23 protein-coding genes are annotated in these 19,860 nt (G+C 40.5%); 6 read left to right on the top strand and 17 right to left on the bottom strand.

Annotated features, from left to right (window positions below; all coding sequences use genetic code 11):
* Positions 1-124: 124 nt before the first annotated feature.
* The 5 genes from HNR31_RS07710 to HNR31_RS07690 all read right to left on the bottom strand — a co-directional run bounded on the left by HNR31_RS07710 (position 125) and on the right by HNR31_RS07690 (position 5,468).
* Complete coding sequence (locus HNR31_RS07710) at positions 125-1,255, bottom strand: M20 family metallopeptidase (RefSeq protein ID WP_258561033.1); 1,131 nt, start codon at positions 1,253-1,255, stop codon at positions 125-127.
* A 166-nt stretch (positions 1,256-1,421) separates the two neighbouring features.
* The gene (locus HNR31_RS07705; protein WP_181555675.1) at positions 1,422-2,822 is read right to left on the bottom strand and encodes a hypothetical protein; all 1,401 of its coding nucleotides are present in this window, start codon (positions 2,820-2,822) and stop codon (positions 1,422-1,424) included.
* Between the two features lie 195 nt (positions 2,823-3,017).
* The gene (locus HNR31_RS07700; RefSeq protein ID WP_181555674.1) at positions 3,018-3,524 is read right to left on the bottom strand and encodes an antibiotic biosynthesis monooxygenase family protein; all 507 of its coding nucleotides are present in this window, start codon (positions 3,522-3,524) and stop codon (positions 3,018-3,020) included.
* Complete coding sequence (locus HNR31_RS07695; protein ID WP_181555673.1) at positions 3,521-4,735, bottom strand: ABC transporter permease; 1,215 nt, start codon at positions 4,733-4,735, stop codon at positions 3,521-3,523. The genes HNR31_RS07700 and HNR31_RS07695 overlap by 4 nt, the downstream gene beginning before the upstream one ends.
* Complete coding sequence (locus HNR31_RS07690) at positions 4,728-5,468, bottom strand: ABC transporter ATP-binding protein (RefSeq protein ID WP_181555672.1); 741 nt, start codon at positions 5,466-5,468, stop codon at positions 4,728-4,730. The genes HNR31_RS07695 and HNR31_RS07690 overlap by 8 nt, the downstream gene beginning before the upstream one ends.
* Before the next feature lie 520 nt (positions 5,469-5,988).
* Between HNR31_RS07690 and HNR31_RS07685 the strand changes: the two genes are divergently transcribed.
* Positions 5,989-6,417, top strand: coding sequence for an HIT family protein (locus HNR31_RS07685; RefSeq protein ID WP_220129452.1), 429 nt, complete (start codon positions 5,989-5,991; stop codon positions 6,415-6,417).
* A gap of 39 nt (positions 6,418-6,456) precedes the next feature.
* Here HNR31_RS07685 and HNR31_RS07680 read toward each other — a convergent pair whose 3' ends face one another.
* Positions 6,457-7,290, bottom strand: coding sequence for a peptidylprolyl isomerase (locus HNR31_RS07680; protein ID WP_181555670.1), 834 nt, complete (start codon positions 7,288-7,290; stop codon positions 6,457-6,459).
* A gap of 185 nt (positions 7,291-7,475) precedes the next feature.
* Between HNR31_RS07680 and HNR31_RS07675 the strand changes: the two genes are divergently transcribed.
* Positions 7,476-7,562: a YjcZ family sporulation protein gene (locus tag HNR31_RS07675; protein ID WP_099458908.1), complete on the top strand. Its 87-nt coding sequence runs from the start codon at positions 7,476-7,478 to the stop codon at positions 7,560-7,562.
* A 105-nt stretch (positions 7,563-7,667) separates the two neighbouring features.
* Here the strand turns inward: HNR31_RS07675 and HNR31_RS07670 are convergent, their stop codons facing one another.
* Positions 7,668-7,847, bottom strand: coding sequence for a hypothetical protein (locus HNR31_RS07670; protein WP_181555669.1), 180 nt, complete (start codon positions 7,845-7,847; stop codon positions 7,668-7,670).
* Positions 7,848-8,051: 204 nt separating this feature from the next.
* On the opposite strand from HNR31_RS07670, the gene HNR31_RS07665 reads away from it, so the two are divergent.
* The gene (locus HNR31_RS07665) at positions 8,052-8,399 is read left to right on the top strand and encodes a YhaI family protein (RefSeq protein ID WP_181555668.1); all 348 of its coding nucleotides are present in this window, start codon (positions 8,052-8,054) and stop codon (positions 8,397-8,399) included.
* Here the strand turns inward: HNR31_RS07665 and HNR31_RS07660 are convergent.
* Positions 8,394-8,984: an HTH-type transcriptional regulator Hpr gene (locus tag HNR31_RS07660; protein ID WP_181555850.1), complete on the bottom strand. Its 591-nt coding sequence runs from the start codon at positions 8,982-8,984 to the stop codon at positions 8,394-8,396. The two genes, HNR31_RS07665 and HNR31_RS07660, sit on opposite strands and share 6 nt — an antisense overlap.
* A 166-nt stretch (positions 8,985-9,150) precedes the next feature.
* Between HNR31_RS07660 and HNR31_RS07655 the strand changes: the two genes are divergently transcribed.
* On the top strand, positions 9,151-9,339 hold the full coding sequence (locus tag HNR31_RS07655) for a hypothetical protein (RefSeq protein ID WP_181555667.1): 189 nt from the start codon (positions 9,151-9,153) through the stop codon (positions 9,337-9,339).
* Between the two features lie 47 nt (positions 9,340-9,386).
* Here the strand turns inward: HNR31_RS07655 and HNR31_RS07650 are convergent, their stop codons facing one another.
* The 6 genes from HNR31_RS07650 to HNR31_RS07625 form a co-directional block, all read right to left on the bottom strand.
* On the bottom strand, positions 9,387-9,911 hold the full coding sequence (locus tag HNR31_RS07650; protein WP_181555666.1) for a tryptophan transporter: 525 nt from the start codon (positions 9,909-9,911) through the stop codon (positions 9,387-9,389).
* 115 nt (positions 9,912-10,026) lie between these two features.
* Positions 10,027-11,109: a 3-phosphoserine/phosphohydroxythreonine transaminase gene (gene serC, locus HNR31_RS07645; RefSeq protein ID WP_181555665.1), complete on the bottom strand. Its 1,083-nt coding sequence runs from the start codon at positions 11,107-11,109 to the stop codon at positions 10,027-10,029.
* A gap of 104 nt (positions 11,110-11,213) precedes the next feature.
* Positions 11,214-11,402 carry a sporulation YhaL family protein gene (locus tag HNR31_RS07640; protein ID WP_181555664.1) on the bottom strand — a complete coding sequence of 63 codons (189 nt, stop codon included), beginning with the start codon at positions 11,400-11,402 and terminating at the stop codon, positions 11,214-11,216.
* A gap of 478 nt (positions 11,403-11,880) precedes the next feature.
* Positions 11,881-12,828, bottom strand: a complete 948-nt coding sequence (yhaM, locus tag HNR31_RS07635) for a 3'-5' exoribonuclease YhaM (protein WP_181555663.1) — start codon at positions 12,826-12,828, stop codon at positions 11,881-11,883.
* An 89-nt stretch (positions 12,829-12,917) separates the two neighbouring features.
* Positions 12,918-14,156 (bottom strand): ABC transporter permease, encoded by a 1,239-nt coding sequence (locus HNR31_RS07630; RefSeq protein WP_181555662.1) that lies wholly within the window; start codon positions 14,154-14,156, stop codon positions 12,918-12,920.
* Positions 14,149-15,048: an ABC transporter ATP-binding protein gene (locus HNR31_RS07625; protein WP_181555661.1), complete on the bottom strand. Its 900-nt coding sequence runs from the start codon at positions 15,046-15,048 to the stop codon at positions 14,149-14,151. Before HNR31_RS07625 ends, HNR31_RS07630 begins: the two co-directional genes overlap by 8 nt.
* A 154-nt stretch (positions 15,049-15,202) precedes the next feature.
* Between HNR31_RS07625 and HNR31_RS07620 the strand changes: the two genes are divergently transcribed.
* Both HNR31_RS07620 and HNR31_RS18430 read left to right on the top strand, forming a co-directional pair.
* The gene (locus HNR31_RS07620) at positions 15,203-15,388 is read left to right on the top strand and encodes a YhzD family protein (protein WP_181555660.1); all 186 of its coding nucleotides are present in this window, start codon (positions 15,203-15,205) and stop codon (positions 15,386-15,388) included.
* Positions 15,389-15,569: 181 nt separating this feature from the next.
* A complete protein-coding gene (locus HNR31_RS18430) occupies positions 15,570-15,713 on the top strand; it encodes a hypothetical protein (RefSeq protein ID WP_220129451.1) in 144 nt (47 codons plus the stop codon).
* An 835-nt stretch (positions 15,714-16,548) separates the two neighbouring features.
* Here HNR31_RS18430 and HNR31_RS07615 read toward each other — a convergent pair.
* The 3 genes from HNR31_RS07615 to HNR31_RS07605 all read right to left on the bottom strand — a co-directional run bounded on the left by HNR31_RS07615 (position 16,549) and on the right by HNR31_RS07605 (position 19,763).
* Entirely contained in the window at positions 16,549-18,048 is a 1,500-nt protein-coding gene (locus HNR31_RS07615) for a coproporphyrinogen III oxidase (RefSeq protein ID WP_181555659.1), read from the bottom strand.
* A 394-nt stretch (positions 18,049-18,442) separates the two neighbouring features.
* The gene (locus HNR31_RS07610) at positions 18,443-19,330 is read right to left on the bottom strand and encodes a Cof-type HAD-IIB family hydrolase (protein WP_181555658.1); all 888 of its coding nucleotides are present in this window, start codon (positions 19,328-19,330) and stop codon (positions 18,443-18,445) included.
* Between the two features lie 79 nt (positions 19,331-19,409).
* The gene (locus HNR31_RS07605) at positions 19,410-19,763 is read right to left on the bottom strand and encodes a YlbF family regulator (protein WP_181555657.1); all 354 of its coding nucleotides are present in this window, start codon (positions 19,761-19,763) and stop codon (positions 19,410-19,412) included.
* Positions 19,764-19,860: the final 97 nt, after the last annotated feature.

Raw genomic sequence — 19,860 nt, 5'->3', positions numbered from 1 at the left:
CACTTTATTTGGCAAAAGAAAACTTGGCGCTACGCCAAGTTTATATTATAAGTACAATTACAACTATACAAAGTTCTTGCGACAATGTATAGGGAAGAAGCGAAACTGTCAAAAAATTGACGATTTATTTTTGCAAATACATAAGCGCCGCACTACCAAGCGTCTTCGCCGCAATAAGCATCGCTTTTTCATCAAAATCAAATTTTGGATGATGATGTGGAAACGGCTCAGTAATATGTTCCGCTTTTGCTCCGGTAAAGAAAAACGCTCCCTTGACATGTTGCAAATAGTACGCAAAGTCTTCTCCACCCATATGCGGCTCCGTCTCTTCCACTATTTTCACTTCTGGAATTTGTTTTGCAATTTCGACAATGAATTTCGTTTCCTCCTCATGGTTCACAACCGGTGGATAGCCACGCGTATACGTATATTCGTATGAGCAGTCCGCCGCTAAACAAACTCCTTTTGTGATTCTCCCAATTTCCCTCTCAATTTCAACACGAACTGCCTCATCAAAAGTGCGAACAGTACCAACAAGCTTCGCCGTATCAGCAATAACATTAAACGCATTATCCGCGACAAACGAGCCGATCGACACAACAGCTGGCTGTAATGGATTGACGCGGCGGCTGACAATTTGTTGCAGCGCAAGAACAAGCTGTGAGGCAATGACAATCGCATCTTTTGTTTTATGCGGCTGTGCCCCGTGACCGCCTGAACCTTGAATCGTAATTTCAAACCGATCTGCTGCCGCCATAATGGGACCGACGCGATATTGAATTTTTCCCGTTGGCTCCGTTGCCCATAAATGCGTACCAAAAATAGCATCAACACCTTCTAAACAACCGTCTTCAATCATGGAAATCGCTCCGCCGGGGGCATATTCTTCCGCATGTTGATGAATGAGAACAACCGTACCGGCCATCTCATCTTTCATTTCATAAAGTACTTTTGCTAACACGAGTAACGTCGCTGTATGTCCATCATGTCCGCACGCGTGCATTACGCCTGGGACAGTTGATTTATAAGGGACGTCTTTTTCGTCTTGAATCGGCAGCGCATCAAAATCAGCGCGCAATGCCACTGTTTTTCCCGGCTTCGCACCGACAATTTTTGCCACAACACCATTTCCACCTACGTTTTCCCGCACCGGAATTCCTAATGCCTTATAATAGTCGGCTATGTATTTGGCTGTTTTATATTCCTGAAACGACAATTCTGGATGTTGATGTAAATAACGCCGAATCTCAACCATTTTATCAAAATACGCTTCTAAACGATCATGCAAATGTACAAGCAACTCCCTCTCCCCTTTGTTTTCCTTTTTTTTCATTATATCATGGAAAAACGAAATCATTACTACAAAATGCTTCCATCCTCAAAAGCTGTCCCACTCTTATTGTGAGACAGCTCGATCTGCACTAAATGAGAAACATTGCAATAATCGTCGTAACAATAAGTCCGACTGTTACAGGAACCAAGTTTCGCCGCGCTAACTCAAACGGGTCAACACCACAAATGGCTGCTGCTGGAATTAATGCCCACGGAACAAGGGTACCACCGCCAACCCAAATCGCGGCAACTTGTCCTAACGCTGTTAACGTAGCCGCACTAGTCCCCATCGCCGTGGCAAATAAATGAGCAATCGAACCTGCTAACGAAATACCGGAAAAACCGGAGCCATCCAAGCCGGTAATCGCACCAACAGCCGTTAATGTGACAGCACCGATTTCTTTATTCATCGGTACAATATGCGCAAGCGCAACCCCTAAATCGTTGACAATGCCATGTGACATCTTTGGTAAATATTCACCAATGATTTTGAGAAATCCAGCGTCTCCTAAGTAAAAAAAGGCAGCAATCGGAATGACAGGACCGAACACTTTAAACCCAAATTGAAATCCTTCAATAAAGTAATTTGTAATTTCTTCAAAGCTTTCACGTTTATGAGCAAAGATGGAAATAAGAATGAGGATAAAAATCGCTGTTCCGCCGATAAGCGCCGTCGCTTCGCCACCTTGCAAATTCAAATACGACATCGCACCGACATCAAGCACAAATGAAAGAGGGATGATAACAGCTAACCATTTTTTTGTTTTATTAGACAGTAGTTGTTTTGTTTGCTCAGCGATAGGTTCGACCGCTACCGCAATTTCCTCCATCGTATGATGAAAGTAACCTCGTTTTATATCACGACGCAACAAAATGTAGGCAGTAACTGTTGTGACAATTCCCATAATAAATACGAGCGGAACACTAGCGGATACGACATCAGAAACTGGAAGCCCAGCTGCATCAGCGGTTAATTTTGGCGCACCTTGGATCACAAAATCCCCTGACAACGCAATTCCGTGACCAAACAAGTTCATCGCCATAGCTGCTCCTAATGCCGGCAATCCTACGCGGAGCGCCACCGGCAATAGTACTGCTCCCATTAAAGCCACGGCTGGCGATGGCCAGAAAAACCACGAAATAACCATCATGAGCAATCCAATCGTCCAGTATGCCCAGCTCGGGGTACGAATCAACCGAGCAAATGGTGAAATCATGACATCGTTAATGCCAGTTGCTGTTAACACCTTGCTCATAGCAACAATAATGGAGATGACTAAAATTGTCGGCAACAGTTCTGTAATTGCGTAAATAAAGCTATTAAATATACTGCTGATTGCCGCGCTTAATGAATGAGTAGCTGTAATGGCTAATAAAAAAATACCAACAATACAGACGAGCGATGTATCTTTTCGTGCTACCATAAAACTGATAATGAGCACGACAAACACAACGTAAATCCAATGTAACGCTGTCAATTCAACGCCCATACATTTTCCCCTTCCCTTCTAAATCTCAATTAAGAAATAGGACATTTACCTAATTGATGTACTACAGCATATGAAAAGGGGAAAAAGATGTGAAGCTCTAAAGCAGGAAACGAATACTTTTCGTATGTCGATTTCCTCGGAAATAGTCGAAAAAGCAAAAAAGCCGCTTACCGTGAAGCGACTTTTGACAATCCTTCAGCTTTGTTGAACAACGGTATACGTCGTCACATACGAAGGGCGAGGAAAGATTGTTTGTTGTTCTTCTTGATTGGCAGCATTGCGACGTTCATGCGCTTTTTCATACGCTTTTGAACGCTGCCAATTTTTAAAATGTTCTTCTCCTTCCCATAACGTCATAATGATATACGTATCATTCGATAACGGGCGAAGCACGCGAATCGCAACAAATCCCGGTTCTTTTTCAATGAGCCTTGTTCGCTGGCTAAAACGGTATTCAAATAGTGGCCTTCCTTCATCGGTCACCGGAATATTGTTCAATACGGCAAACGCTCCACCTAACTCTCCGGCAGCATCGAGCACTTCATAGCGGCGCGGTTCTTGAAACACAGTTGCTCCATTGGTTTCGTGAAGTAACATCACATGATCTTTTCCTTCAAGCAATAGCGTGTTTTCATTTGAAACATTTTCTTTCAGCTTTTGCAAATATTCTAACGTACCTGTGGTGATGTACATGTTTTTCATTTTCTCTCCCCCTGTTTCCAACGTTTTTGTACATACATAAACAACAGCAGATAACTAAAAATTACTCCCATAACTAATGACAACAAGCCAAGCCATAGATCGCCGAGGACGACTAAAAACAGAGCAAAAAGAACGTTTTGAATGAGTAACAATAAAAACAAAAGATGAAGTACCGCCCTCCTTTGTTTGTCGTAAGATAAAGGATATAGCTTCACAAATATGTTTGCACGATAATGGCGGGATAACGTAAACAACTGAATGACAGTCGCATAAAGAAAAAACAAGGATGTAACTATTTTCCCGTATCCTGTTGGAACAATATACAGCAAAAACAACGCGATAACCGTTAAGCGAACATAAAACGCAAAGTAATCACCGGCTCTTATAAACGTTCTTGCATATAAATATATAAACGCATTTTCTTGGCGATAAGGAATAAGAGCCAACACCCCGTCAAGCCAACGGCGACGTTTTGCCCGCTCTTTGAGCGTTGGAACATCTATAAATAAATTCGCTATCCGATAAAAAGCTCGTTTTGCTTTTGCCTCCTGCTCGATCAATCGCTCCCATTTTAGCCCTTTTTGTTGTGTTACACGGGAAAAGTAAACGGAAAGCGCAATCATAATGAAAAGCAAAATGAGCAAAAACGCGATGGAGACATTCACCAACAGAAAATATACGATAAGCGCATTGAGCAACAGGCGCGTTCCCCAGCTTAGCCACTGAGCGAGCGGTTCAACGAAATAATTTCCCTTCCAGCTAATGAATAAATTCCAGCTCTTCACCAACAACAAAAGAAGAAAAAGAGCCCATAACGGAAATCGAGAAAATTTCAAATGAAGCGGGGCGATGACTAATACAGCCAAGAACAAAACATATGCTTGTACGATGAAATTGAACACGAAGGCACGCTGAATATAAGGACGAAGCTTGGTTTCTACCGGCAGCAAAAACACGATATCTGCATCTTGAAAAAACGTTCGAACCGAACTAGTCGTTAGCATGAAAGAAAAGAAAAGTGCCGCAACCCATGCATATGGAAATTGAGAGGACAACGTTTCAACCCATCGTTCATATGCAAAAGCTCCTGCGCCGATCCCTATTAGTAAAACAAATAATAAATGATCATTAAACATGTAGCGCAAATAGCGCTTCATCTCCTGCATTTCGCGACCAAGTCGCTGCTTCCATAATTGACGGCTGTTAATCATACGCTTCTTCCTTTGTTAATTCCATATATAAATCATCCAATGTTGCCAAAGGACGGTTCAATTGTTGGCGCAGTTCCTCTAACGTCCCCTTCGCTTTCACTTTTCCATTATGCAAGATGACAAACGAGTCACAATATCTCTCCGCCGTCGCTAAAATATGGGTCGACATTAAAATGCCAGCTCCTTCTTCTTTTCGCTTTTGCATTTGCTGTAATAGCGAATGAATCCCTAGCGGATCTAGGCCAACAAACGGCTCATCGATAATATACAGAGATGGCTCTACTAAAAAGGCGCACATGATCATCACTTTTTGCTTCATCCCTTTAGAAAAATGCGCCGGGAACCATTTTAATTTTTTCTCCATACGAAATTCCTTCAATAGCGGTTCAAGCCTTTTTTCATATTCCTTTTTTGAGAGCCCATAAGCCATTGCTGTAAGCTCTAAATGCTCTTGCAATGTAAGCTCTTCATACAAAATAGGCGTTTCTGGTATGTAGGTAAATTGAGCTCGATACTGCTCAGGATTGTCAGCGAATGTTTTCCCATTAATCGTAATCGTCCCTTTTCTCGGTTCCATTAACCCGATAATATGTTTAATGGTCGTACTTTTCCCAGCACCGTTTAACCCAATCAAACCAATGATTTGATGACGATCAACGGTAAATGAAACATCTTCTAACACATTTCGTTTCGTATATCCACCACATAAATGCTTGACCTCAAGAAGTGTCATTATTGGCGTTCCTTTCTTTATAAATTGCATGATTGTATTCTTATTTTATCAAAGTCACTCCGCACTTTCCAAAAATTATATAGATGCACCTTCGTATAGATCGTTCATTTCGGGATATGATAAATAGCGAAGAGGGGACGAGGAGCAACTCATACAACGTCACGTTGTTTGGTGAAACGTCCACATTGAAATGAGGTGTTCACGAAAGACTCTTTCCTTGTCGAAGTAACACCGTCTTAGTGAAGTGAGTAAAGCAAAAACCCTTAATAAATAAGGTGTTCATTAAAGACCAGCAAGCAAATCTACAGCTAAGCAAATCCCTATAATAAGGGGATGGTCATCTTGAACAATGAAAGACTCACGCGATAAAAACCTTTTTTGTAAATGAGGTGTTCATCAAACGTTACCTTGTTTACTAATCCTCTCCCCTTTTCATGACGAACAGGATGTAACCTTTTGCGGCTTACATCCTGTTCTTTTTATGGTAAAATATAAGCAAAAATGTCGAGAAAGGTGGCCTATGCAAGTGAGCGAGTGCATTTTTTGTAAAATTCTTAATGGCGACATTCCTGCGGCGAAAGTGTATGAAGATGAACATGTTCTTGCGTTTCTTGATATTAGCCAAGTAACAAAAGGACATACTCTCGTCATTCCAAAAGTACATAAGCAAAACATTTTCGAACTCACACCAGAAATCGCGAGCCACGTATTCGCTGCTGTTCCAAAAATTGCGAATGCGATCAAAAAGCAGTTTTCTCCTATCGGACTGAACTTGTTAAATAACAACGGGGAGCAGGCAGGACAAACGGTATTTCATTATCACGTTCACCTCATTCCGCGTTACGGCAAAGGCGATGGATTTGGCGCTGTTTGGAAATCCCATGCGAGCGACTATACCTTTGACGATTTACAAACGATCGCTGCCACAATTCAAAAAGGGATTGAATAAAAAGAAAGGGAAGCGACTTAATCGTCGCTTCCCTTTTTGTTATTGTTGGAAAACACTTTTTAAATCATCATCTTTTACTTGAACATCTGCTTCTTTTACTAATTTCTCCACTTTTGACTCCACTTTTGTTGCGTCTAACTTGCTCTTTTTCACTTCAAATTCAATTTCGTCTTTCATTTCGTTATATGGTTTTTTCTTTTCTTTGTCAGTAACTTTGATAATATGGTATCCAAATTCTGTTTTCACCGGCTGACTAATTTCTCCAACCTTTAGCGAATACGCAGCATCTTCAAATTCTTTCACCATTTTTCCCGGACCAAACCAGCCTAAATCGCCGCCCTTTTGTGCAGAACCTGGGTCTTGAGAATATTCTTTCGCAAGCTTCGCAAAATCTTCACCTTTGTCCAATTTCTCTTTAATCTCTTTTGCTGTTTTTTCATCTTTCACTAAAATGTGGCTTGCTCTTATTTTTGGCTTATATTCATCATAATACTTTTTCAATTCTTTTTCTGTCACTTTAATATCTTCCATGGCTGCTTTTTGACGTAAGAGATCTAGTTTTACCATGTCGCGGATCGCTTTTTCACCATTTTGTTGTACCGCCAAATCATATTGCGTGCCATACGTTTCCTTTAAGTTCTCGATTTCTTTGTCGATTTCCTTATCAGTGACTTTATACTTCTTGCTCAATACTTTTTCATGAACAAGGTCACGAATGACATCTTTACCAAATCGCTGTTTCATCTCATTGTAAAATTCCTCTTTTGTAATATTGCCAGCCTTTGTTTTCACAATAACTTCTGAGTCGCCATTATTGCACGCCGATAAGGCGAGCACAGAAGCGGCTGCCACAGCAATCATCCATTTTTTCATCCGTTTCACAACTCCTACATCAAATTTTTTACAAAAAGAAAAATCACAACAATAACTATAACATATTTCCTTCGAATAAAAAAACTTTTTCCATTTTAGTCTATGGCCCATACATATATTTTTTCGTTTACATATGATGAAATATCCCAAAATGAAATCGCCTTTTGGGGAAGGAGGTGTTATTCATGAGCGCACCTTATGCAGGAGGTTTCGCGTTAATCGTCGTGTTGTTCATTTTATTAATTATCGTTGGTTGTGCATGCTTGTTTTAAGAAAGGCTGAAGCGGCTTGCTTATCCGTAACTAGATTCTTGTTTGACACTGGAAAAGCTAGATACGAATAGCAAAAAAGCTGGCAGTGAGAACTGTCAGCTTTTCCTATGTAAAAAGCACCTCGAAATAAGAAGAAATTAATAAGATCGTAATGAGAACATTAATCGTCCGAAAAACGCCCGGTTGCTTTTCTTCTGGAATCTCTCTTTGCACGCAAAGCGTATTTGTTAATTTATTAATCGAAAATAAAATGACTACAGCAAGGGGTATGAAATAAAGAGTCAATGTCCAGTTCCCCTCCTATCCCTGACACAAAAATATTCATAATTTTACTCATCTACTTTACAATGTTTCTTTCCATAAATCAATATGGTTTTCAGTAAAAAATCCTGTACGCAATAAAAACTTTGGGATTGGTTGGCGAGCATAAATTGGTTAAAATATACATGATACACTAAAAACTATTGACCATTTAAAGGGGTAACATATATGGGGGCGCTGGAAGAACGAATCGCAAAACTGGAATACTATCAATCATTATTAATGGAGATGATAGATGAAACGAAAAAGCCGTTTTATCATCTTGTTATCCAAGCTAATTTAACAAAAGAAGAAGTGGATGAAGTCATAGAACTTTGTGAGCATTTGAGCAAAGAATATGAAAAACAAAAAGAGGAAGGTCTTACCATTTTTACCCCGCTGTTGCTCCATTTTGCGGGAATGCTAAATCCGAACCTTCCGCTTGAAAAAACCGTCGATGCGCTCTTAAAACAACAAATGTTTGTCCCTCTCATGACAGAGTTTCAAAAATTAATAAAAGAAATCAAGCGCTTATAATTGGTTCGTGACTTCTTTTTCTTGTTCGTTGCGTTTTACTAATTTTCCGTCTTTTTCAATAAAGTCTGATTTAATATTTTCAAATGATTTCTCGAAAATCTCCATAAAGTCATCGCCATAAATATTCCTGATAATACACATCATTTCTAAAATTTCTGGAAACTTACCGTATAGTTCACGCAACGGTAACGCTCCGTTAAACACAGCGTTTTGTGTTGGATCATAAGACTCCATTAATTGAAGCAATACTTGTTCTCCTTTTTCTGTCAACTCAATGTATGTGTTTCGCTTATCATCTTGCTTTTTGGAAAAGGATAATAACCCTCGCTCTTCTAACTTTTTGGAAAAGTTAAAAGCTGTTGACACATGCATGACTCCGAATTTAGCAATTTCCGAAATCGATGCTCCTTTAAAATGATACGCAATCCATAAAATATGGTGCTCATTAATATTTAAGTCAAACGGCTTAATCCATTGCTGCCAATCTTTTTCAATCGACTTCCAAAGCGCCTTGCTTAACTGGGCAATTCGTTGACTAAATAACATCGCCTCTTTTATAGAATAATGTTGTTCCGTCATTTTCATCGTTCCACCCACTCTTCCCTCACTTGATTTTTTTATCTACTATTATGCCAGTAAAATAAAAATTAATAAAGATAAAAATATTAGAATTTTTAAATTTCCTTGTCATTCTCCTCAAATTCATAGCCAAGAAATGGGAGACATATAGTGGTTGTAGGAGGAGAATAAGATGATCTATATGAAATCATTTTTTTATATACTAAGCTTTATCTTCGCTTGTCTTTCGGTAAGTACATTCCTTTCAATGTATAAAGTAAAAATGTATCCGCCTAAAAAAGTTTTAAAACAGCAAGCTACTATCTATATTGGTGGAGCGCTTCTTTCCATTTTTATCGCCTGGATTGTTGGTTACTTTTAGCTCTATAGCAAAAAACCCGACCAACGATGATCGGGTTTTTGCGATTTTTATGCCTGCGTTGCCATATTTGTCCGCTTAAAAATCGCCGAAACAATTGGATACACAATCACCATCACAACCGTGTTAATGACCGCTGTCGGCAACACAACGGCAACGAATAAGCTTGAAAAAGCCGCTCCACCCGGCAATCCAACAATCAGCAACGCAGCAGTTAAAAAGACCGTACCTGAAACGACCGTACCAACCGCTGTTAACACCGCAGCGGAGACAACCGTTTGGCCGTACTTTTTAACAAACAAACATAATGTAAAGAATACAAATGCAGTAATCGGTTTATCGATGATATTCGGCAGCAGTCCGCCCGGAAAACTTGTCGTCATCCCTGAAATAATTCCCGTAACAACCCCGACTAGGCCGACTGCCTTTTTGTTAGGAAACAGCAAAATCCCTAAAAACATCATCGTTAGCATCATATCCGGCTTCATTCCGAAGAAAAATCCAGGAATGACCGCATGTAATACCGCCCCGATTCCTACAAGTAACGCAAGTGAAACTAGTACTCTCGTATTCATGCTCATCTCTCCTCGTCTACTCTTTCCTAAGCTTCTCCAATAGTGCTCTCATGCCTATTGCAAGAATCTCAGTCACATTATATCACTTTATCGTGTAAAAGTGAAGTGGGAATTTTCAGGCAAATCGCTTCTGAAATTGTTTCATAAACTCGGCTAGCGCTTCACAAGCTTCATAAGGAACCGCGTTATAAATCGATGCACGACAACCGCCAACCGAACGATGTCCCGCTAGTCCGACAAACCCTTGTTCTTTTGCCTCCGCTAAAAATTTCTTTGTGATTTCTTCATTCGGCAGCGTAAATGTCACATTCATAAACGAGCGACTTCCCTTTTCCGCATGTGGCGAATAAAACCCAGCGCTTGCGTCAATGGCTTCGTACACGACCGATGCTTTTTCTTTATTGCGCTTCTCAATCATTTTCACGCCTCCTTGCTCTTCGACCCATTCAAGCACGAGAGAAAGCATATAAATCGCAAACGTCGGCGGCGTGTTGTATAAGGAGTTGCTGGAGCTGTACGTACGGTAATCTAGCATCGTCGGTAAGTTTTCCGGAACGTGCTCTAGTAAATCGTTGCGAACGATGACGACCGTGACACCAGACGGTCCTAGATTTTTTTGTGCTCCCGCGTAAATAAGCGCAAATTGCTCGATGTTCACTTCGCGGCTTAAAATATCGCTCGACATATCAGCGATTAAATCAACAGGCAAGTTCGGGAATTCATGCCATTGTGTTCCGAAAATCGTGTTGTTTGATGTAATGTGTAAATACGCTGCCCGCTCGGAAAGCTGGATTTGGTCAAGTGATGGAATGTACGTATAATTCGCTTCTTTACTTGATGCTGCGATATGGGTTTGCCCCACTTTTTTCGCTTCTTTAAGCGCCTTTTCTGACCATACCCCCGTTAAAACGTAATTGCCCACTTTCTCACGAGGGAGTAAATTCATCGGCACCATTGAAAACTGCAGACTTGCTCCGCCTTGTAAAAATAAAACGTCATGTGTGTCAGGAATATTCATGAGTTTTCTTAATAACTGTTTTGCCTTGTTGTGCACCGCATCATATTCTTTGCTGCGATGGCTCAGTTCCATCACTGACATACCGGTATTTTGAAAATTGAGCAATTCTTCTTGCGCACGTTGTAACACTGGAAGTGGCAATGCAGACGGCCCTGCATTAAAATTGTATGCTCGTTTCATGTTCAATCCCCCGCTTTATCTCTTTAGTGAATAACAGTTACTATTATCCTAACACGAAAAAGAAAAAAATAAAGGAAATTTTTCAAAAAATAAAAGCCCTTGATTTACAAGGACTTCGCTTCTCTCTGGCGCCGCTCTCGTTCCTTTCGAATCCGCTCCATATAAATTTCCCCTTCTTTTTCAATAAATGCTTCGTCAATTTCTCTTTCTTTGGCGGCTGTTCGCACCGTCATATAACCGCTAAAAATAATTCCGGCAACAACTAAATAAATCCACCATGGTAAACTGAACATAATCACGCCCCCTTTTTTTCAGCTTGTCTTACTACACTATACGCAGCAAACAATAAGGATATTCGTAAGAAAAACACAAGTGTCCTCTCAGGATGACGGGCAGATGTTCTTTACCCGCAAGGGGGATTGCATCCCAAGAGGATGATTTGTCCTCAAACTGTCGAACCTTTCCGATTACAGCCATGCTTTGCGCAAGTGTTGTATCGCTGCCGATTCAAGAAGCAAACGGGTTGGTCTCTGGAGATAGGCGGTTTTTTATGATATAACAAGAAAGAGGCGGTCGAATTGACCGCCTCTTTCTTGCAGGGACAACGCAATGTTTATTCGTTTTTTCTTTTTATACCTGTTGAAGCTCCTCTTTCACATTCCGCTGCCTGCATCATTTCAACTGCTGATTCAATCATGCCTAGTCCGCTTTTTCAGGACGTTACATTATATGTACCCCTTTTCTTGTGTTTTGAAACATAAAAAAACTCTCTTATGACTGAGAAAATGTCGGTTTATAAAACGAGCGATTATCAAGCGCAAAAATTCGTTCTGTAAATTCGCCCGGTTTCACTTTTTCCAAAGCGCGGTCCATCATATTCATTTTCGCATCTAAATTGTCAATGTAATGAAGAATTTCCGCCTCTTTAATCATCGGCGGCTTCGGGCTCCCCCACTCTGCCTTGCCATGATGGCTTAGGACCATATGTTGCAATACGACGACTTCTTCTCCGGTAATCCCAAGATGCTCAGCTGCTTTACTGATTTCACTGACCATAATCGAAATATGTCCAAGCAAATTCCCTTCAAGCGTATACGACGTCGAAACTGGTCCCGATAGTTCGATGACTTTGCCGAGATCGTGCAAAATCACGCCGGCGTATAATAAGTCTTTATCCAACGACGGATAAAGATTGGCAATCGCTTTGGCTAAATCAAGCATGGACACGACATGGTACGCCAAACCGGAAATAAATTCGTGATGGTTTTTTGTCGCTGCTGGATAGTCGAAAAATCTTTGTTCGTATTTTTTTAATAAATGTCTTGTAATGCGTTGAATGTTCGGGTTTTTCATTTTGAAAATGTACTGGGTAATTTTTTCCATCATCTCATCCCGCTTCAACGGCGCGACTTCAAGAAAATCGGTGACGCGCACAGGGTCGTTCTGATGAACGGGACGAATGTTGCGAATTTTCAATTGCGTACGTCCGCGATAATTGCTAATATCTCCGAATACTTTCACAATACTTTCCGGTACATATACACTTTCATCCTCTGGAGAGGCGTCCCATAACTTTGCCTCGATTTCCCCAGTTTTGTCTTGTAATATAAGAGTTAAAAACGGTTTCCCGTTACTGGCAATTCCTTTTGTCACTGATTTAATAAGCAAATATACATCGACTTGTTCGCCGACTTCATAATGAATAATGCCTTTTGCCAAACCCCTCTCCTCCGTTTCCATGTTTGCGTATATTTTAGTATACCATACTCGGGCGCGGGCAAAAAATAAGACCTTGCATGCGCAAGGCCTTATTTTTTCGTTAATTGAATCGCTTTTTTAATATCTTTGAGTGAGGTTGATTTTCCGTACATCAATACTCCGCCGCGATAAATTTTTGACCCGAAAAAGGCAAACAGTCCAATGGTAACGATTAATAAAGCAAGGCTAACAGCAATTTCCCAAAACGGAACCGGCAGCATGCCAACGCGCAAAAACATGATCATCGGCGCAAAAAACGGAATAAACGATGTTGCGGTAATGAATGAAGATTCCGGTGCATTAAGACCAAACATCGCGATAAAGAAGGCGGCGACGACAAGCAATGTCACCGGTGTAATCATCGGCTGCACTTCTTCGACCCTGCTGACTAGAGAGCCAAGTACCGCAAATAACGTGGCGTATAAAAAATAGCCAAGCAGGAAAAAGATAACTGCATACACAAACGTAGAAATCGGAATGTGTTCAAACCCAAGAAACTGCAACAATTCCTTTCCGCTGCTTTTGAGCGAGCTAAAACCAATTGCAAACAAAACAATAAATTGCGTCAAACTTACTAAAGCGACCCCAATGATTTTTCCAAACATTTGCTGTACCGGCGGAGCGCTTGAAATTAAAATCTCCATGACGCGCGACGATTTTTCTGTCGCTACTTCTGAAGCGATCATTCCTCCGTACATAAGCACGAACATGTACATTGCAAATAGCAAAATGTAGACAAGACCGCGCGCCTGATTCAGCTCTTCCTCTGTCTTTGCGTTTTTCTCTAACGCTACTTTATGAAATGGAACCGATTCGTATAACTGAGTCACTTGCTCTGGTTTCAAACCGATTTTAGCAGTGGCTAACGCGGTTTTTACTTGCTGAAGTGATTGCTCAAGCTTATTTGGTGTATCGCTATCAGCAATCGTGTTTGCGTAATACGTCGCTTTAGGCAGTTGTTTGTCATCATAAGCAAGGGAAAGAAAAGCATCCCATTTTCCTCGCTGAACGTTCTTTTTTGCTTCGTCTTCGGAACCGGTAAACGATTGAAGCCGAATATCGCTTTCCCCGCTTTTCTTTAGTTGCATTTGTAATGGCTCGTAAAGCGTCCCTGTTTGATCGATGACACCTACCGTCTTCTTTTCGTCTTTATTAAAAAATTCAATAATATGATTCAAATTCGTCAACGCAAACACAAGCAAACTTGTAATAATTGTTGTAATGATAAACGATTTCGCCTTTAGTTTTGTCACATACGTATGCCAAAGAATAATCCAAAATTTATTCATACGCCGCACCTACTTTTTCAATAAAAATATCATTTAAGGAAGGTTCCTCCAATGCAAATTTACGAATGAAGCCTTTGTTAACGATATGGGCAAGAATGTGCTGGGAAACGTCTTCGCTTTCGATTTGCAAATGAATGCCTTCTGCTGTTGTTTTTGCTTTGACAACCCCCGGAAAATCTTTTAATTCATCAAGCGGAATATCAGCATGAATGATGATGTTCTTTTTGCCAAATGACCGTTTAATTTCTTTCAAAGCGCCGTGAACAACCGGCTTGCCGCGATGCATAATGCAAAGATGCTCGCATAACTCCTCAACATGTTCCATGCGATGGCTCGAAAAAACGATCGTTGTGCCATTATTTTTTAAATCAATGACGGCTTCCTTTAACAATTCGACATTTACAGGATCAAGTCCGCTGAAAGGCTCGTCTAAAATTAACAACTTCGGCTTATGTAATACCGCAGCGATAAATTGAATTTTTTGCTGATTCCCTTTTGACAGCTCCTCAACCCGCTTTTCGGCGTATTCCGGTACTTTAAAGCGCTCAAGCCAATATTCTATTTCTTTCAAAATGGCCTCCTTATTCAGACCGCGCAATCTTCCTAAATAAATGAGTTGTTCTTTCACTTTTAATTTCGGATACAAGCCGCGCTCTTCCGGCAAATAACCGATTAAGTGGCTCTTTGCGTAATTAATTTCGTGACCGTTCCACGTAATCGTCCCTTCAGTCGGATCTAGCAATCCTAAAATCATGCGAAATGTCGTCGTTTTCCCAGCTCCGTTCGCTCCAAGGAATCCGAACATTTCTCCTTCTGGAATGCTTAGTGTGACATCGTTTACTGCTGTCACATCGCCAAATCGCTTTGTGACATGTTCCAAACGTAAACTCATTCTCACTCCCCCAATTTTGTTAATAAAAACTAAAATTACCAACATTCTATTACACGTTTTATTGTAGCGAAAAGTTTCATTATTTAGAAGGAAAATTAAAAAAATAGCAGAATAGTAATCACAAAGAAGCATTCGACTAAGGAGGAAAACGCATATGCCTTTCTTTACACTAACTGCATTTGATAAAAGCGGGGAAAAATTATTGGATGAAATGTTTGAGGCCGTAAATGAAGAAGAAGCAAAAAAAATTGGTGAGCAAAAATTGCGTGAACATAACTGTTACGATAAAACACATCGCTGTACATCATCAAGCGGCAAGCTCATCCTTTTCCATCGCTAACATTTGCTGCGGGGGCAATCGGGTATTCTAGTGACTTTGCTTCACTAGATTTTTTACAAAGTTAGCTATGTTTATAAGTTCCTCTTTCAGTAATCCCTCCTTAAAGACTATATTTCTGCTTTAAAGATTTCAGAAGATGAATAGTGCAATCAATATGCTGTACTAGGAAAAGGCTCTAAAAATGACGGAAAATAAAAATGCTACTGCTTTTGAAAAAGATCAACAAGCATTCATGCATGAAGCAACTACAGATATTACAATAGATGGGCTAGTTCAGCCAAAAAGCTTCAATAAAATTATTTACTATGGTAATAGATTCTATTAATAAATGATATTGAAGGAAGTGGGGATAAAAAAATTCATGAGACACAATCGGCGGAAGAATTTCATAATGTAGGCGAAGATAAATTATTTACATCGATAGAAGACTTACAGAAAATTGAAGCGGGAAGAGTATTCAAAGGGAATATATTCCATTTGAGTACTCTACCTAAGAGAATTAAGTATTTAGGATATTTTATTTTTTGCTTTATTATTGTTACAGTTTTTTAATATTAATCTTAAATTTATTTTCTTTAAGGGGTTATTGGTACATCACCACGTTTTGATTATTTTTATGTTGCATTCAAACTTTCTCATAAGACTGACACTTCCTTTGGATGTCAAGGGATTTTTCTTGTTTCTCTTCTCGACTTCAAAAGGAATTAGAATGCAATAATACTACATAGAAAAGGCGATTGTATGGAAAAAGAAATGAAACCTGATTTTTATAGGGAGGAATGCGCGTAATATCTGTCATCCGCACTTTTTTGAAAGTTTTGTTTCAGCAGATTGGGCATATACGTTGTAATGATGACTGTTTGTGGCAGCTTTGAATTTATGGACAGCAATGGCTCCCAATCCCTCGTCGTTTATGATTCGAGCCGTTGTTTCTGGAGACATACGAATCCTTTATTTACATAGCTTTTGTGTAATTTTTGGACTTTCGCAGGTTTTGCAGAACTTTTAAATACTCATTTCTAATCTGTTCAACCAATGGCTCTTTTCGTTGTTTCTGATTTCTTTTCGAATGCTGGAGCCAGGCGTAATCCCCCCACGCTTCCACAAAAAATAGGCCTCAGACATCTGTCTGAAGCCCATGATAGCCGCTCCAAGAAACCTTATCGAAACAGCTCTTCCATCATTTTTAGCTTTTCGTTCGTATAGTGGACGAAATGTTCGTTATACACTTTCGGTTCTTTTGGGTTCGCAAACCGCGTAATAGTTCGTGTCTTTGGATGAACAAACTTGCTCGATGCTCCGCAGCCAAGTCCGATAATCGATTGCTGTTCTTCCATGATCATAATGTTATAAATGCTTTCTTGGCCCGGAAGCGCATAACCGACATTTTCAAGATTGCCAAGAATATTTTTTTGTCGATATAGATAATAAGGAACATAGCCGTGCTGCTTTGTCCAATCTTGGGCCGCTTTCATCATCGCGCCGATTTCGTCACGGTCCGCGACTTTATACTTCTCTTTATTCTTCGTCATCTCGGACGCCCGTTTAAAGGACAACGTATGAACGGTCAACGACTCCGGCATTAATTTTTCCGTTTCCACTAATGTATGGTTAAATTCATTGATTCCTTCCCCTGGAAGCCCGATGATTAAATCCATGTTAATGTTGTTCATTCCCATGCTGCGGGCAAGATGGAATTTTTCAATCGTTTCGTCTACCGTATGATGGCGTCCAATCGCCTTTAACGTTTCTTGAATGTATGATTGCGGGTTAATGCTAATGCGGTCAATGTTCCACTTTTTGAGCACATTCAATTTCTCTGGAGTAATCGTATCAGGGCGCCCTGCCTCAACGGTAATTTCACGGACGCGATCCACGTTTGGAAACGACTCATACATTTCCGCATACAATCGATCCATTTCTTCCGCAGTAATGCTCGTTGGCGTACCGCCACCATAGTAAATCGTTGTAATGTTAATGCCGCGCTCCTTTAAAAACCGTCCAACTTCCCTCATTTCATAATGAAGTCCGGCTAAAAACGAATCAACAGAGCCTTGGCGTCCATTAATCGCGTACGCCGGAAATGTGCAATACGCGCATTTCGTCGGACAAAACGGAATGCCGATATAGATGCTTACTTCATTCGTTAGTTCGTATAAGTCAGGAACCACAGTTAGCTGGCGATCCACGATCTGTTGCATAAGCTGAATTTTTTCTTCCGTCACTAAATAATCTTCTCGAAGCTGGCGATGCGCTTCCTCTTTGGACAGACCTGATCGCAATTTTTGATGCAACAACTTCACCGGGCGCACACCGGTCAAAATTCCCCAATGCTGAATGAGCCCGGTATATTGTTGCATAAGCGTCAAGTATACATGAAAAACGGTATTTTTTACTTGCTTAAAACGCTCTTTCTCATCGGTATATGGGCGTAGATTTTTTTCATATTCCGCTTTCAACACGTTTCCGTTCGCTGTAAGAGTTCCGCGCACAACGCATACGTCTTCTCCATTTAATAAAAACGTCACGATCATATCGGGATCATGAACCGGCTCAAACGATACGTCATTTTCTTCAAAAAATAAATCGGTAATGACTTCAAGCGGGCGCTGAAATCGTTCGACATCTCGCAGCCCATTAATTTGAATACGCAACGACATCACCTTTCATTTCAAATTCCATTTCAAACTTATTTAAGTGTACAGAAGGCCCTCATTACTCGTCAAGAGACGATTATTTCCGGTATTAAGAAAAGCGCAAGCGCCCCAATTTCTCCTAAAAACTGTCCACGTCCTGTGTGCAAACGGTGAAAGGTCTCCATCCCGGTTCCCGCGACAGACAAATGTTATTTCCCCGTAGATATGCTTGTACTTCGGAGAGAACTGGGCTTTTCTCCGAACTCTCGATCATCACTTTTTAATTCTTAAAGCAAGCGTTGCATGGATACTCATTCAAGAAGCAAACAAGGTTGGGAGCTGAAACTAGATAGTTTTCCTCGAAAAAGAAAGCGAGATATGAAAATAAAAGCTGGGCTCGACGCTCCCAGCCTTTTACCTAACGCTTCATTTTTAGTTTTCGTAAAAACTCTGGACGTTGTTGTTTTCGGAAATGTTCTTTAATCATATACGCCACGCCGAGCTGTTCGTTAGAGCGTGTCACCCAGTCGGCGACTTTTTTCACTTCCGCCGGAGCATTCCCCATCGCCACTCCTAAGCCTGCTGCCTCAATCGCCGGAATATCATCAATTCCATCGCCAATAACAACCATTTCGTTCAATAAAATTCCTAAATGATTTCCGAGTCGTCTTAATCCCGCTAACTTCGACACCCCTTGCGGCACAATTTCCATCTTTCTGTTCGGTTGCATAATGATCTCAATATTCGGAAAGGCTTCCCTTAACACTGCAGCAGCTTCCTGTCTTTCTTTCCCATTTGCAAAATATACATCGATTTTAGGAACAGTTAACGGATCATCGCGCAGCACATCACCGAGAGAATCAACAAATTGTGTTGGATAAAAAAATGGATCCCCTGACGACAATACTGTTTTAGCCACTAGATCTTTTTGAACTTTTTTCCGATTGCCGATCGAATATCGTTCATGCATTAAGCGAATATTGCAAGAGAAATTTTCCAATACTTGAACAATATTAAACGTACGTTCTTCAGGGATAACTGCTTCGTATATTTTCTCATTCAATGATTTTCCAATGATCGCTCCTTGAAATGTAATAAGCATGCTATCTAGTTTTAACGCTTTGGCGATTTTTCGCGCCGCTAATAAGTTCCGGCTCGTTATTAGTGTCACATAAACCCCTTTTTTCTTTACAAACTCGACCGCTTCTTTCGTTTCTTTTGGCAGACGACCGTTATTTTTCAAAATCGTGCCATCAATATTGAGAGCAAGCAATTTATATGCCACAGATGCCTCCCCCTTTTTCATGTTGTCACACTTGCCTTATCACTTCATAGCTATGACAATACGGACAAAAAAAGAACACCCACTATATGAGTGTTCTGATTTATTCAGCAAAAGAACGATATAATTCTTCGAGCGGTTTCATCGCAATTTGTTGAATATCCGCCATGACCATACTCATTCGTTGCTCGATCTCCATTAAATTCGCCAATTTTTCATTTCGTTGTGCCTGCGTCATTGCATTTTGCGCTTGTTCCACTTCTTCAGGGGAAATCGACGTTCCCATGAGTTGTTTTTGATGAAGCTGCATTTGCAAATCGCGAAAATAAGTGAACATCCGATATGCTGTTTCATCACGGCGCACTTCTTCATACGCATGCTTTAACTGTTGAAAATCATTGCTAGAGCGAATGGCTTGTTGTAGTTGCTGAGCGAGATTATACAGTTGGGTCGACATGAGAAAGCCTCCTAATATAAAAAGTAACGTTTCACTACCACTAACGTATGCACCAATCAAGCGCGATATTCCTTTATTATAGCACAAAACTCCCAAT

The sequence above is a fragment of the Thermaerobacillus caldiproteolyticus genome, assembly GCF_013761245.1.
Classification (GTDB): domain Bacteria; phylum Bacillota; class Bacilli; order Bacillales; family Anoxybacillaceae; genus Thermaerobacillus; species Thermaerobacillus caldiproteolyticus.
Note: the sequence above shows the minus strand (reverse complement) of the source record. Positions and strands in the feature narration are given on the sequence as shown.

Coding starts and splice junctions, on each gene's coding strand:
- HNR31_RS07650 (WP_181555666.1), bottom strand. CDS start 9,911: ATGAATACGAGAGTACTAGTTTCACTTGCGTTACTTGTAGGAATCGGG.
- HNR31_RS07665 (WP_181555668.1), top strand. CDS start 8,052: ATGGGGGCGCTGGAAGAACGAATCGCAAAACTGGAATACTATCAATCA.
- HNR31_RS07625 (WP_181555661.1), bottom strand. CDS start 15,048: ATGAGTTTACGTTTGGAACATGTCACAAAGCGATTTGGCGATGTGACA.
- HNR31_RS07615 (WP_181555659.1), bottom strand. CDS start 18,048: ATGTCGTTGCGTATTCAAATTAATGGGCTGCGAGATGTCGAACGATTT.
- HNR31_RS07660 (WP_181555850.1), bottom strand. CDS start 8,984: ATGAAAATGACGGAACAACATTATTCTATAAAAGAGGCGATGTTATTT.
- HNR31_RS07700 (WP_181555674.1), bottom strand. CDS start 3,524: ATGAAAAACATGTACATCACCACAGGTACGTTAGAATATTTGCAAAAG.
- HNR31_RS07655 (WP_181555667.1), top strand. CDS start 9,151: ATGATCTATATGAAATCATTTTTTTATATACTAAGCTTTATCTTCGCT.
- HNR31_RS07690 (WP_181555672.1), bottom strand. CDS start 5,468: ATGACACTTCTTGAGGTCAAGCATTTATGTGGTGGATATACGAAACGA.
- HNR31_RS07695 (WP_181555673.1), bottom strand. CDS start 4,735: ATGATTAACAGCCGTCAATTATGGAAGCAGCGACTTGGTCGCGAAATG.
- HNR31_RS07685 (WP_220129452.1), top strand. CDS start 5,989: ATGCAAGTGAGCGAGTGCATTTTTTGTAAAATTCTTAATGGCGACATT.
- HNR31_RS07680 (WP_181555670.1), bottom strand. CDS start 7,290: ATGAAAAAATGGATGATTGCTGTGGCAGCCGCTTCTGTGCTCGCCTTA.
- HNR31_RS07620 (WP_181555660.1), top strand. CDS start 15,203: ATGCCTTTCTTTACACTAACTGCATTTGATAAAAGCGGGGAAAAATTA.
- HNR31_RS18430 (WP_220129451.1), top strand. CDS start 15,570: ATGACGGAAAATAAAAATGCTACTGCTTTTGAAAAAGATCAACAAGCA.
- HNR31_RS07610 (WP_181555658.1), bottom strand. CDS start 19,330: ATGAAAAAGGGGGAGGCATCTGTGGCATATAAATTGCTTGCTCTCAAT.
- serC (WP_181555665.1), bottom strand. CDS start 11,109: ATGAAACGAGCATACAATTTTAATGCAGGGCCGTCTGCATTGCCACTT.
- HNR31_RS07630 (WP_181555662.1), bottom strand. CDS start 14,156: ATGAATAAATTTTGGATTATTCTTTGGCATACGTATGTGACAAAACTA.
- HNR31_RS07710 (WP_258561033.1), bottom strand. CDS start 1,255: ATGGTTGAGATTCGGCGTTATTTACATCAACATCCAGAATTGTCGTTT.
- HNR31_RS07640 (WP_181555664.1), bottom strand. CDS start 11,402: ATGTTCAGTTTACCATGGTGGATTTATTTAGTTGTTGCCGGAATTATT.
- HNR31_RS07605 (WP_181555657.1), bottom strand. CDS start 19,763: ATGTCGACCCAACTGTATAATCTCGCTCAGCAACTACAACAAGCCATT.
- HNR31_RS07675 (WP_099458908.1), top strand. CDS start 7,476: ATGAGCGCACCTTATGCAGGAGGTTTCGCGTTAATCGTCGTGTTGTTC.
- HNR31_RS07705 (WP_181555675.1), bottom strand. CDS start 2,822: ATGGGCGTTGAATTGACAGCGTTACATTGGATTTACGTTGTGTTTGTC.